Source organism: Azoarcus sp. DD4, assembly GCF_006496635.1.
GTDB lineage: Bacteria > Pseudomonadota > Gammaproteobacteria > Burkholderiales > Rhodocyclaceae > Azoarcus.
Genome location: NZ_CP022958.1, coordinates 4,297,414 through 4,310,984, shown reverse-complemented (window position 1 = coordinate 4,310,984; position 13,571 = coordinate 4,297,414). Strand labels below are relative to the sequence as shown.

The window sequence follows — 13,571 nt, the reverse complement described above, 5'->3', positions numbered from 1 at the left end:
TTTGCTCTACCCCAGAGCAAAAACGCCAGGGGCCTTGGGCCCCAATATGGGCATTATGCCACGGTAGCCTTGTATCCGGCTGTCGTCGGGTCTACGTAGAAACCCGAACTCCGCAACGAATCTGCGCCGCGTGTCGCTGCGCGCAGGATCAACTGCGTACTTCACCATTGCCGAACACGATCCATTTCTGACTGGTCAGACCTTCCAGCCCCACTGGTCCGCGGGCGTGGATCTTGTCGGTGGAAATGCCGATCTCGGCACCCAGGCCATACTCGAAACCGTCGGCGAAGCGGGTGGACGCATTCACCATGACGGAAGCGGAGTCGACTTCTCTCAGGAAGCGCATGGCGTGGGTGTAGTTTTCGGTGACGATTGCTTCGGTGTGGCCCGAACTGTAGGTGTTGATATGCGTGATCGCTTCATCGAGTCCGTCCACGAGCTTGATGGCGATGATCGGGGCCAGATATTCCTCCTGCCAATCCTGGTCGGTGGCGGCAACGAGCTTGGCGTTGGCGATGCGTGCATCGCGCAGGATCGCCAGTGACTCGGCGCAAGCACGCATTTCGACCCCTTGGCCGGCAAGCATGCGGCCGATTTCAGGCAGAAAGGTCGCTGCGACAGTGCGTGCGACCAGTAGCGATTCGGTCGTGTTGCAGGTGCCGTAGCGCTGCGTCTTGGAGTTTTCGACGATGGGAACGACCTTGGCCGGATCGGCCTGTTCATCGATATAGACGTGGCAATTGCCGTCCAGGTGCTTGATCACCGGGACGCGGGCTTCGCGCGAAATCCTTTCGATGAGGCTCTTGCCGCCGCGGGGGACGATCACGTCGACGAACTCGGGCATGGTGATCAATTCACCGACCGCTGCCCGATCGGTGGTTTCTACCACCTGCACAGCGGTCTCGGGCAGGCCGGCTGCCGCGAGACCGGCGCGCACACAGGTGGCGATCGCCTGGTTGGCGTTGAGCGCCTCCTTGCCTCCACGCAGGATCGCAGCGTTGCCCGATTTCAGGCACAAGGCAGCGGCGTCGGCGGTGACGTTGGGGCGCGCCTCGTAGATGATGCCGATCACGCCGAGCGGCACGCGCATCTTGCCGACCTGGATGCCGGACGGGCGGCGTTTGACGTCGGTGATCTCGCCGACAGGGTCGGGCAGGGCTGCGACCTGTTCGAGGCCGGCGGCCATTGCCTCGATACCCTTGGCGGTCAGCGTCAGGCGGTCGATCAGGGCGTCTTCAAGTCCGTTGTGGCGTGCCGTTTCGAGATCGGCTGCGTTGGCGGCGAGCAGGGTTGAGCTGCACGCGCGGATCTCCGCGGCCATGGCCATCAGGGCGGAGTTCTTGGCTGCGGTCGAGGCGCTGGCGAGCGTGCGCGATGCGGCACGCGCCTGACGGCCGAGCGTTTGCATGTAGTGCTGGATGTCCATCGTGGTATCGGGCTGTCAGACCAAATACGAATTAGAACACCGAATTCCCCGGATGTGCTTACTCAAGGGGGCGTGACGCTGGCCGGCTGGCTGCTGCGGTCAGTTGCGTGCGAGTCGCAAGGTGAGTTGCAGGAACTCGTCCCAGATGTCGCCGCTGGCAAGCCCCTTGATCATCCGGTCGATGCGCGCAGCGTGCATCAGGGCGGCCCGCAGCTTTCCGAGGCTGAGGCGCTGGAGGGCGCGAGTGAGTGCCTGCTTGCGGCGTTCGTCGAAGACGCGCTCGGTCTTGAACAGCGCCGCCAGCGGTTGGCCTGCATCCTGCCCGGCGCGCAGGGCCGCCAGGCTGCGGGTCTCGTTGGCCAGCGCCCAGAGAATCAGGGGCGGTGCTGCGCCCTCGCCGCGCAAACCCTCCAGCAGTCGGGCGCAGCGCGCGGGGTCGCCGTCGAGTACGGCCTGACGCAGCTTGTCGATATCGTAACGCGCGACGTTGAGCACGGCGTCCTGGACCTGTTCCAGGGTGAGCGCCGAGCCTTCGGGGTAGAGCAGGCCGAGCTTGAGGATTTCCTGATGGGCCGCCAGCAGGTTGCCTTCCACGTGGTCGGCGATGAAGGCGAGGGCCGCGGCCGCCGCCGACTGCTGTTGCGCGGCCAGCCTGTGGGCAATCCAGCCAGGCAGTCGTTCGCGTTCGGGGGCGTTAAGCTCAAGGACGGTGCCTTGATCGGTCAGTGCCTTGAACCAGCTCGTCTTGCGAGCCTGCCAGTCAAGCTCCGGCAGCGTGACAAGCGTGAGGGTCGCCTGGGGGAGTTGGCTGGCGTAACGCTGCAAAGCCTCGCCGCCATCCCGTCCCGGTTTGCCGGTGGGGATGCGCAGGTCGATCAGCTTGGCGCCGCCGAACAGCGACATGTTGCCTGCCGCGAGACTGAGCGCATCCCAGCGAAAACCCTGGCCGACGACCAGGGTTTCGCGTTCCGAGTAGCCTTGCCGCCGTGCCGCGGCGCGGATCGCGTCGGCGGCTTCCAGAACGAGCAGGGGCTCGTTGCCGTGCAGTACCCAGAGCGGCGCGAGCGGTCTGTCGAGCTGGGCCTGGAGCTGTTCGGGGCGAAGGTTCACTGCGGGCGGCGGACGACGGCCAGACGGCGCATCAGCTGCTGAACAAGGTCGGTCTGCATGTCTTTGAACAGCAGGGCTTCTTCCTGTTCCTTGCCGAGGATCAGGGAGTCGTCGAAGGTGTATTCGCGCCGGGCCAGGATGTTGGTCGGAGCAATCAGCTCGGCGCCCGACTTGTCGGTCAGCCTGAAGCGCATGCGCTGGGTGAGTTGGTATTCACGCACCTTGCCGGAGCCGGTCAGGCTGAGAATCTCGCGTTCACGCTCGTTGGCCAGCATCTGCAGCTTGACGTCGGCCTTGGCTGGGTCCTCGACTACGGTGGTCGTGCCGCTGGTGGAGATCTGGCGGCGTAGCAGCGCACCCAGTTCTGAGAATTCGCTGACGCCGACGTGAATGGTGGCGAAATCGAGCGGCTGCGGTCCGCGCAGCCGGAATCCGCAGCCGCCCAGCGTGACGGCGGCGCCAAGCGCCGCTACCGTCAGGAAACGGCGGCGGGAAAAAGGGGAGGGCATGCGTGCAGTCCTCAAACCACGATGTTAACGAGGCGGCCGGGGACCACGACCACCTTCTTCGGCGGCTTCCCCTCCATGAATTTCTGGGCGGCTTCGGAGGCCAGCGCCAGGGCTTCGATGTCGCTCTTGCCGGCGTCGGCTGCCACCTTGACGGCGCCGCGCAGCTTGCCATTGACCTGCAGCATCAGCTCGATCTCGTCCTGCTTGAGCGCGGCTTCGAGCGGTTCGGGCCAGGCAGCCTGCACGAGGTCGTCGCCGAAGCCGCAGTCCTGCCACAGCGCGTGGGCGATGTGCGGGGTGATCGGCGACAGCAGGCGGACGAGGATGGAGAAGCCTTCCTCGGCGACTTCGGCGTGGGCGGCGGCATCCTCGCGCGGCGCCTTCTCGAGCGCGTTGAGGATCTTCATCGCGGCCGACACCACGGTGTTGAATTGGTGCTTGCCGAAGTCGTAGTTGGCCTGCTTGAGATGGGTGTGGATCTCGCGGCGCACGTCGGCCAGCGCGGCTGGCAGCGTGCCGGCCGCCAGCGCACGGGTGGCCGGCAGCGCGGGGCGGAATTCGCTGGCGAAGGCGTGGCCGAAGTTCCACACCCGGCGCAGGAAGCGCGACGCGCCCTCGACGCCGGAGTCAGACCATTCCAGTTGCTGGTCGGGCGGCGCGGCGAAGATGATGAACAGGCGCGCGGTGTCGGCGCCGTACTGGTCGACCAGGGACTGCGGATCGACGCCGTTGTTCTTCGACTTCGACATCTTCTCGGTGCCGCCGATGACTACCGGCAGGCCGTCGCTGGCGAGCCTGGCGGCGGTGATGCGGCCGCGCTCGTCGCGCTCGACCTGGACATCGGCCGGGTTGAGCCACAGCTTCTTGCCGCCCTCGAGCTCGCGGTAATAGGTCTCGGCCACCACCATGCCCTGGGTGAGCAGGTTGGTGAAGGGCTCGGAGACCTGGACCAGGCCGCAGTCGCGCATCGCGCGGGTGAAGAAGCGCGAGTACAGCAGGTGCAGGATGGCGTGCTCGATGCCGCCGATGTACTGGTCGACCGGCGCCCAGTAATTGACCCGCTCATCGACCATCGCGGTGGTGCTGTCGGGCGCGGCGTAGCGCAGGAAGTACCAGGACGATTCGACGAAGGTGTCCATGGTGTCGGTTTCGCGCCGGGCCGGCTTGCCGCACTTGGGGCAGCTGCACTGGTAGAACTCGGGCATCTTGGCCAGCGGCGAGCCGCGGCCGGTGATCTCGACGTTCTCCGGCAGCACCACCGGCAGCTGCTCGTCCGGCACCGCCACGTCGCCGCAGTCGTCGCAGTGGATCATCGGGATCGGGCAGCCCCAGTAGCGCTGGCGCGAGATGCCCCAGTCGCGCAGGCGGTACTGCACGCGCTTGTTGCCCAGGCCCTTGGCGGCGAGGTCGGCGGCGATGGCGTCCACCGCGTCCTGGAAGTGCAGGTTGTCGTACTTGCCGGAATTCACCAGCTTGCCGTGCTCGGCGTAGGCGTCGATCCACGGCGCGACGGTGTCTTCATACGCGTCGTGGGTGGAGCGCACCACCATCTTGATCGGCAGCTTGTATTTGGTGGCGAAGGCGAAGTCGCGTTCGTCGTGGGCCGGGACGGCCATCACCGCGCCTTCGCCGTAGCCCATCAGCACGTAGTTGGCCACCCACACCGGCAGGTATTCGCCGGTGAGCGGATGGACCACACGCAGGCCGGTGGGCATGCCTTTCTTTTCCATCGTTGCGAGGTCGGCCTCGGCGACGCCGCCGTGCTTGCATTCGTCGATGAAGGCGGCGAGTTCGGGGTTGCCGGCCGCCGCCTGGGTGGCGAGCGGATGCTCGGCCGCCACCGCGACGTAGGTGGCGCCCATCAGGGTGTCGGCGCGAGTGGTGAACACCTTGAGCACGCCCGAGCTGCCGATGGTGGAGAGGTCGTAGGGGAAGTGCACCTCCACGCCCTCGGAGCGGCCTATCCAGTTCTTCTGCATCAGCTTGACCTGCTCCGGCCAGCCGGGCAGGCCGTCCAGCGCCTCGAGCAGCTCGTCGGCGTAGGCAGTGATCTTCATGTAGTACATCGGGATCTCGCGCTTTTCCACCAGCGCGCCCGAACGCCAGCCGCGGCCGTCGATGACCTGCTCGTTGGCGAGCACCGTATCGTCGACCGGATCCCAGTTCACCGTGCCGAGCTTCTTGTAGATCAGGCCCTTCTCATACAGGCGGGTGAACAGCCACTGCTCCCAGCGGTAGTACTCCGGCGTGCAGGTGGCGATCTCGCGCGACCAGTCGATGGCGAAGCCCAGCCGCTTGAGCTGACCCTTCATGTAGTCGATGTTGGCGTAGGTCCATTTCGCCGGCGGTACGTTGTTCTGGATCGCGGCGTTCTCGGCCGGCATGCCGAAGGCGTCCCAGCCCATGGGCTGCAGCACGTTGTAGCCGCGCATGCGATGGAAGCGCGCGAGCACGTCGCCGATCGTGTAATTGCGCACGTGGCCCATGTGCAGCTTGCCCGACGGATAGGGGAACATCGACAGGCAGTAGTACTTCGGCCGGCTCGCATCTTCGGTGACGCGGAACGCCGCGGTGGATTCCCAGTGCTGCTGGGCGGCCGTCTCGACGGCTGCGGGATGGTATTTGTCCTGCATGGGCGGGGTGCGGGAATTCAAGGCGTTGAAAACGCGAAAGTATATCGCGAAGCCGGGGGGCGGCGCGCGAACGCCTTGGTTCGTCACGGCATCGGCGCGGAATCAGCCGGGCAAAAAAATGGCATCCAGCGAGGGGCTGGATGCCAAACTCCAATGAAGGAGAGGAGGGAGACGGTATGCGACCGCCTGGGCGGCCGCGCAGTGTTCTTGCCGGTCGGGCAGGCCGTTCAGGCGGCTTCGCGCGATTGGGTTGCGGCACGCTGCCAGTTCGCGGAGACGGCGGTGAACACGTCTTCCATGGCGATCAGCGGCAGTAGCCACATGCGGTTCTGGCTGCGCACCAGTGGCGTGACCTGCGGCGTGCACAGCGTGTTCTTTTCTTCTTCAAGCAGGCGGACGAAGTTGTCCATTGCCGCGCCCCAGTACTCGGAAGTTCCGACCCAGCCGGTTTCGGCTGTGGCGTAGCGGACGGCCTTGCGCCACAGCGTTTCGGCGCGTTCGATCGATACCCCCGCCTTGCGGGCATACCAGGGCAGAAGTTTGGGTGTTTGCATCGTTGCTCTCCAGAGGGCCGGGTAGGGCCTGTGCGTTGGCAGGCGGTTTCGTGGACCGTGCCTTATGAACGCAATTGTTGTGCTGCAAAAACGGGTTGAGACTCTATTTTCTTCAATGTTACGGGCTGTTTGTCCAGCGATGTGCCAACAAGTTCATAAATTTGTTGCTATGCACAATTTAAAAATAGTGGAAAAACCTTGCTTGCTCAAGTCGGGTGTTGCAAAGCAGCAACAGTCCCGGTGCGGCGATCGAAGCTTCCGGGCCGGCGTCGTGTGGATGCCGGGCCGGTAGGTGCGGGCAGGTAGAATGTCGGCACCTAAAGGAAGTCCGATGTCCAATCTGCTCGCCAACCTCAATACCGAACAGCTGCAGGCAGTCACGCTGCCGCCCCAGCACGCGCTCATCCTGGCCGGCGCAGGCTCCGGCAAGACCAAGGTGCTCACCACCCGCATCGCCTGGCTGATCCAGTCCGGCCAGGTCGACCAGGGCGGCATCCTCGCAGTGACATTTACCAACAAGGCGGCCAAGGAAATGCACGCCAGGCTGGCTGGCATGCTGCCGATCAGCACGCGCAACATGTGGATCGGCACCTTTCATGGCCTGTGCAACCGCCTGTTGCGGGCGCATCACCGCGATGCCGGCCTGCCGCAGCTGTTCCAGATCCTCGATTCAGCCGACCAGCTTGCCGCAATCAAGCGCTTGTTGAAGACGCTCAACGTCGACGACGAGAAATTTCCCCCGCGGGAGCTGCAGCATTTCATCAATGGCCAGAAGGAGGCCGGTATCCGGCCGCATGCGGTCGAGGCCTGGGACGACTACACCCGTCAGCGCGTCCAGCTTTACCAAGAGTATGACGCCCAGTGCCAGCGCGAGTCAGTTGTGGATTTTGCGGAGTTGCTGCTGCGCACCTACGAGTTGCTGGAGCGCAACGAACCGGTGCGGCGGCATTACCAGCGACGTTTCCGTCACATCCTGGTCGATGAGTTCCAGGACACCAATGTGCTGCAATACCGTTGGCTGAAGCTGTTGGCCGACGACGGCCGCGAAGGCGGCGCGGTGTTGTTCTGCGTTGGCGACGACGATCAGTCCATCTACCGCTTCCGCGGCGCAGAAGTCGGCAACATGCGCGACTTCGAGCGCGAGTTCCGGGTGCAGAACGTCATCCGTCTCGAGCAGAACTACCGCTCGCGCGGCAACATCCTGGACGCGGCCAATGCCATCATCCGCCACAACACCAACCGCCTTGGCAAGAACCTGTGGACGGATCAGGGATCGGGCGAGCCTATCCGAGTGTTCGAAGCCTTTTCCGACGGTGACGAGGCGCGCTGGGTGGTGGACGAGATCCGCTCGCTGGTGCGCGACGGGGCGCTACGCAGCGAGATTGCCCTGTTGTACCGGTCGAATGCGCAGTCGCGGGTCCTGGAGCATCAGCTGTTCACCGCCGGCATCCCATATCGCGTCTATGGCGGCTTGCGCTTCTTCGAGCGCCAGGAGATCAAGCATGCGCTCGCCTATCTGCGACTGATCGCCAATCCGGACGACGACACGGCCTTCGCGCGAGTGGTGAACTTTCCTACCCGCGGCATCGGCGCGCGCTCGCTCGAAGCATTGCAGGACGCGGCGCGCACCTTCAATACCAGCCTGTATGCCACCGTCCCGCATCTCTCGGGCAAGGCGGGGACGGTGCTGGCGCAGTTCGTGCGCCTGGTCGAGGACATGCGGCGCGATACCGCGCGTCTGGCGCTGCCGGAGCTGATCGACCACGTGCTCGATACCTCGGGTCTGCGCGCGCACTACAAGGCCGAGAAGGAAGGCCAGGAGCGCCTCGAGAACCTCGACGAGCTGCTCAATGCCGCGGCCAACTTCATTGCCGAGTCCGATGCTGACGCCGAGGCGCTGGCGCTGCCGCATGCCCTGTTGGCAGACTTCCTCGCCCATGCGTCGCTCGAGGCGGGTGACCATCAGGCCGACCAGGGCGCGGATGCGGTCCAGCTGATGACCGTCCATTCTGCCAAGGGGCTGGAATTCAACGTGGTCTTCGTCTCCGGGCTGGAAGAAGGACTTTTCCCGCACGAAAACAGCATCCTGGAAACCGAGGGGCTGGAGGAAGAGCGGCGGCTGATGTACGTGGCGGTGACGCGGGCGCGCGAGCGGCTCTACCTGTCCTTCGCACAAAGCCGCATGCTGCACGGCCAGACGCGCTACAACCTGCGTTCGCGCTTCCTGGAGGAGGTCCCGGCGGCGTTGATGAAGTGGCTGACGCCGCCCAATCCACGTTCGGCGGCGGGTGGAGCGATGGGGGGCATGGGTGGCGGCTACTTCAAGCCGTCCGTCAGTCCGCAGGTGCAGCGCGCACCGCGGCCGGCTTTTGCGCAATTGCCCAACGGCCTGCGCATCGGCCAGTCGGTGGCGCATCCGAAGTTCGGTCAGGGGGTGATCGTGGCTGCCGAAGGCGGCGGGGCCGATGCCAAGGTGCAGATCAACTTCGGCCCGGCCGGGGTGAAGTGGCTCTTGCTCGCGGTGGCGAAGCTGGAACCGGTATAGCGCTTGGACGCCCGGCGCGGTTGCCCCGCGCCGGCGCGCGCCGTCAGACGCCGTACTTGCGCGCCAGCGCGTCGTGCAGCGCGACGAACTCCTGCGACAGCTTGTGCTTGGGCTCGAGATGGATCATCGGCTTGGCCTGCTCGTGGGATTCCTTGATCTTCACCGATGCCGAGAGGTAGGGCGCCAGGACCGGCAGGCCTTCGGCGATCAGTTCCTGCACCACTTTCTGCGGCAGGCTCGCCCGCGGCTGGTACTGATTGACCACGATGCCCTCGACCGCCAGATTGCGATTGTGGTCGGCCTTGATCTCTTCGACGTTCTCCAGCAGCGAGTAGAGCGCGCGCCGTGAGAAGTCGTCGCAGTCGAACGGGATGAGGCAGGCATTGGCGGCGATCAGCGCCGAGCGGGTGTAGAAGTTGAGCGCAGGCGGGGTGTCGATGTAGATGTAATCGTAGTCGGCGGCGAGTTCGTCGAGCGCATCGCGCAGCTTGTAGATCTTGTAGCGCGATTCGAGCTTGCCCTGCAGTTCTTCGAGCTGCGGATGGGAGGGCATCAGGTGCAGCCCTTCAAAGGGCGTTGCGACGACGAAGTCGCCGGTGGCTTTGGGGTTCAGCTTGAAATTGAGCGTCTGGTCGAAGAAGTCGGCCAAGGTGGTGTCGAGCGAGTCCCCGGGTGCGCCGAGCAGGTAGTGGGTGGAATTGCCCTGGGGGTCGAGATCGATCACCAGCGTGCGCTTACCCTGATGGGCGCTGATTGCCGCCAGGTTGCAGGTGATCGTCGATTTGCCGACCCCGCCCTTCTGATTGAAAACCACGCGACGCATTCCTTCCCCTTTTGTCCCTGTGCGCTTGTCGGCACATTGTGCCAAAAATCCATCGTACCGACGGGATTCTGCCCGGTTTGCGGATATCCGGGGGGTGACAAGCGCCCCGGCCCACTGCCCAAGGCTGCGGCCCTGCGGTACACTCGGCGCTCGTCATCATTCATGTCCGCTACGGCCTACTCCCCGAAGCCGGCGGCATGCGGGTCTCCGAGACCCGGTTCGCGGCACGGCGCCGAGCGCCGATCAAAATCCAAGACGCTGCGAATGGTCCCAGTTGGCGAGGCGGCGGCGCGCGCCTGGATTTCGCCCGACGCTCATACCCACACCGTTCCGAGAGGAAGAACAATGGATCAGGATTTCATCGCCGCGGCGCTGGACTATCACCGTGCACCGACGCGCGGCAAGATTTCGGTCGTCCCCACCAAAGGTCTCACCAACCAGCGCGATCTGGCGCTGGCCTATTCCCCCGGCGTCGCCGCCGCCTGCGACGCCATCGTGGCCGATCCGGCTGAAGCGCGCGAACTCACCAGCCGCGGCAACCTGGTGGGGGTCGTCACCAACGGCACCGCGGTGCTCGGTCTGGGCAACATCGGCCCGCTGGCGGCCAAGCCGGTCATGGAAGGCAAGGGCTGCCTGTTCAAGAAGTTCGCCAATATCGACGTGTTCGACATCGAACTCGCCGAGAACGACCCGGACAAGCTGATCGAGATCATCGCCTCGCTCGAGCCCACGCTCGGCGGCATCAATCTTGAAGACATCAAGGCGCCGGAGTGCTTCTACATCGAGAAGAAGCTGCGCGAGCGGATGAAGATCCCGGTCTTCCACGATGACCAGCACGGCACCGCCATCATTTCCGCCGCCGGCCTGATCAACGGCCTGAAGGTCATCGGCAAGAACATCGCCGAGGTCAAGCTGGTCTGCTCCGGCGCCGGTGCCGCCGCGATCGCCTGCCTCGACATGATGCTCAGCGTCGGCCTCAAGCGCGAGAACGTCTATGTCTGCGACTCCAAGGGCGTGATCTACCAGGGCCGTGAAGAGAACATGGAGCCGACCAAGGCGCGCTACGCCCAAGTCACCGACGCCCGCACGCTGGGCGACGTGATCGTCGGCGCCGACGTCTTCCTCGGCCTGTCCACCGCCGGCGTGCTCAAGCCCGAGATGGTGGCGAAGATGGCCGACAAGCCGCTGATCTTCGCGCTCGCCAACCCGAATCCGGAGATCCTGCCCGCCGACGCCAAGGCGGTACGCCCGGATTGCATCATCGCCACCGGCCGCTCGGACTTCCCGAACCAGGTCAACAATGTGCTGTGCTTCCCCTTCATCTTCCGCGGTGCGCTCGACGTCGGCGCCACCACGATCAATGAAGAGATGAAGCTCGCCTGCGTGAAGGCCATCGCCGAACTGGCCCAGGCCGAGCAGAACGACATGGTGGCTTCGGCCTACGGTGGCGCCGAACTCAGCTTCGGCCCCGAGTACATCATTCCCAAGCCCTTCGACCCGCGCCTGATCGTCAAGATCGCGCCGGCGGTGGCCCGGGCCGCGATGGAGTCCGGCGTGGCGTCGCGCCCGATCGAGGACTTCGACGCTTACGTTGCCAGCCTGACCGACTTCGTCTACACCTCCGGCATCGTCATGAAGCCGGTGTTCTCTGCCGCCAAACGCGTTCCGCTTGCGCAAAAGCGCGTGGTGTACGCGGAAGGCGAAGACGAGCGCGTGCTGCATGCCGCCCGCGTGGTCATCGACGAAGGCCTGGCCCGTCCCATCCTGGTCGGGCGCCCCAGCGTGATCGAGATGCGGATCAAGAAGATCGGCCTCAACCTGGTGCCGGAGCGCGATTTCGACATCGTCAATCCGGAGTCCGATCCGCGCTACCGCGACCTGTGGAACGAGTACTACCGCCTCAAGGGCCGTGACGGCGTCACGCCCGACATCGCCAAGGCCAAGATGCGTCGCGACACCACGCTGATCGGCGCGATGCTGCTCCGCACCGGTGACGCCGACGCGCTGGTCTGCGGCACCTTCGGCACCTACGATTACCACTTCCAGCACGTCGAGGACGTCATCGGCCTGCGTGCGGGGGCCAAGCAGTTCGCCGCGATGAACCTGCTGCTGCTGCCCAAGCGCACGCTGGCCATCACCGATACCTATGTGAACGAGAACCCGAACGCCGAGGAAGTGGCCGAGATCGCCCGCATGGCGGCCGAGGAACTGCGTCGCTTCGGTATCGAGCCGCGCGTCGCGCTGCTGTCGCATTCCAACTTCGGCAGCTCCCGTTCCGCATCGGCACGCAAGATGCGCGAGGCGAGCGAGCTGCTGCGCAAGCTGGCGCCCGAACTCGAATGTGATGGCGAGATGCACGGCGACGCCGCGCTGTCGGTGGAGATTCGCAACAAGGTGCATCCGGATTCTTCGCTGGTCGGCGAAGCCAATCTGCTGGTGATGCCCAACCTCGACGCCGCCAACATCTCCTTCAACCTGATGAAGATCGCCAACGGCGACGGCGTGTCGGTGGGGCCCATCCTGCTCGGCGCCGCCAAGCCGGTGCACATCCTGACCCCCTCGGCCACCGTGCGCCGGCTGGTGAACATCACCGCGCTGGCGGTGGTGGACGCGCAGGAGTCGCGCCGCGTGTAGGTGGATCGGTCGATTCCGGCCAACGGAGGGCGCCGCGGGCTTGCGGCGCCCTTTTTGTTTGTGCCGCGTTTCCGTTTGGACAAATGGAAATGATTCCTAACCGTGCGGAAGGTGCTGCATCGCTAGAATCGTTGGAATTTCATGCTTAGGCGAGGTTCCGATTGAGCTTACGCGCGCGCTTTCCTGTACTGCGGCTGCTGGCACTGGCTGCCGTCAGCAGCTTCGCTCCAGCGGCGGCAGCCAGTGCCTGGCTGCTGGCGACCCCCGAACCCAGGGTCGTGCCCGGGCACGCCTTCGAAGTGATCGTCATCGCTCCAGCCGGCACGCAGAGCTTGCCGGCGCGCTTGCCGGCACAGATCGAGCTGCCCGACAACGGTCCGCGCATCGCGGTGGAGCTGGTGGCGATCGCGCTGCCAGGGCAGGGCGAACAGCGGCGCTACATCGGCACCTGGCCACAGGAAGTGGTCGGCGTGGCCACCTTGTCGCTGCGCGAGGCTGCATCGGCACGGCTGCTGCTCGATGCCGGGGCCGCGACGCGCACGGCGGTGGAGACCGCCCAGGCCGCGGCCGCAGCCGGCACGGCCGACGTCGCGGTACAGCGCCCCAGTGCCGAGCCGGCACAGCCGGCGCCGCTCGGCTTCCATGAACCGATGTATTTCGTCGTCGGCGGGCGCAATCCGCATGCTGCGCGCTACCAGTTGAGCTTCCGCTACCGCCTGTTCGACGATCAGGGGGTGGTGGCCGAGACTCTGCCGGTGACGCGCGGGCTGTATTTCGGCTTCACCCAGACGTCATTGTGGGATCTCGAGTCGGACTCCAAGCCCTTCCGCGATACCAGCTTCCGGCCTTCGCTGTTCTACCAGTGGAAGCTGCTCGATCCGAGCGACGGCGCGTCGCTCGCCTTGTCGGGTGGCTACGAGCACGAGTCCAACGGTCGCGGCGGCACCGAGTCGCGCAGCATCGACACGCTCTTCTTGCGTGCCGATGCCCGCTACTACTTCGGCGACGGCGAAACCTACCTCGGGGTGTCGCCCAAGCTGTGGAGCTACATCGACAAGGAGGACAACCCCGACATCGCACGCTATCGCGGCTATGCCGAACTCGGCCTGCGTTTCGGTCGCGACGACGGCCTGATGCTGGCGGCCCAACTCCGCCGCGGCACCGCCGGCGTCGGCAGCTCCCAGCTCGATCTGTCCTATCCGCTGCGTCGCAGCGTGTTCTCCGGGGTCGGCGCCTTCCTGCACCTGCAGTATTTCAACGGTTACGGCGAGACCCTGCTCGACTACAACGAGTCGCACGATCCCCAGATTAGAATCGGCTTTTCCATCGTCAGATGA

At 65.1% G+C, this 13,571-nt stretch carries 9 protein-coding genes; 3 read left to right on the top strand and 6 right to left on the bottom strand.

Going from position 1 to position 13,571, the window contains the following annotated elements:
• Window positions 1–148 precede the first annotated feature (148 nt).
• From CJ010_RS19860 to CJ010_RS19840, 5 genes are all read right to left on the bottom strand, one after another.
• Complete coding sequence (locus CJ010_RS19860; protein ID WP_141019656.1) at window positions 149–1,426, bottom strand: glutamate-5-semialdehyde dehydrogenase; 1,278 nt, start codon at window positions 1,424–1,426, stop codon at window positions 149–151.
• A gap of 99 nt (window positions 1,427–1,525) precedes the next feature.
• Window positions 1,526–2,536: a DNA polymerase III subunit delta gene (gene holA, locus CJ010_RS19855; protein WP_141019655.1), complete on the bottom strand. Its 1,011-nt coding sequence runs from the start codon at window positions 2,534–2,536 to the stop codon at window positions 1,526–1,528.
• Entirely contained in the window at window positions 2,533–3,045 is a 513-nt protein-coding gene (lptE, locus tag CJ010_RS19850; RefSeq protein ID WP_141019654.1) for an LPS assembly lipoprotein LptE, read from the bottom strand. The genes holA and lptE overlap by 4 nt, the downstream gene beginning before the upstream one ends.
• A gap of 11 nt (window positions 3,046–3,056) precedes the next feature.
• Complete coding sequence (gene leuS / locus CJ010_RS19845) at window positions 3,057–5,678, bottom strand: leucine--tRNA ligase (RefSeq protein ID WP_141019653.1); 2,622 nt, start codon at window positions 5,676–5,678, stop codon at window positions 3,057–3,059.
• Between the two features lie 227 nt (window positions 5,679–5,905).
• The gene (locus CJ010_RS19840; protein WP_141019652.1) at window positions 5,906–6,232 is read right to left on the bottom strand and encodes a hypothetical protein; all 327 of its coding nucleotides are present in this window, start codon (window positions 6,230–6,232) and stop codon (window positions 5,906–5,908) included.
• A gap of 331 nt (window positions 6,233–6,563) precedes the next feature.
• Here CJ010_RS19840 and CJ010_RS19835 point away from each other — a divergent pair, with 331 nt between their 5' ends.
• Entirely contained in the window at window positions 6,564–8,777 is a 2,214-nt protein-coding gene (locus CJ010_RS19835) for a UvrD-helicase domain-containing protein (protein WP_141019651.1), read from the top strand.
• A 43-nt stretch (window positions 8,778–8,820) separates the two neighbouring features.
• On the opposite strand, the gene CJ010_RS19830 is transcribed toward CJ010_RS19835, so the two are convergent.
• Window positions 8,821–9,600, bottom strand: a complete 780-nt coding sequence (locus CJ010_RS19830) for a ParA family protein (protein ID WP_141019650.1) — start codon at window positions 9,598–9,600, stop codon at window positions 8,821–8,823.
• 345 nt (window positions 9,601–9,945) lie between these two features.
• Here CJ010_RS19830 and CJ010_RS19825 point away from each other — a divergent pair, with 345 nt between their 5' ends.
• Together CJ010_RS19825 and CJ010_RS19820 are read left to right on the top strand one after the other, a co-directional pair.
• Entirely contained in the window at window positions 9,946–12,234 is a 2,289-nt protein-coding gene (locus CJ010_RS19825; protein WP_141019649.1) for an NADP-dependent malic enzyme, read from the top strand.
• A gap of 161 nt (window positions 12,235–12,395) precedes the next feature.
• A complete protein-coding gene (locus tag CJ010_RS19820; protein WP_141019648.1) occupies window positions 12,396–13,571 on the top strand; it encodes a phospholipase A in 1,176 nt (391 codons plus the stop codon).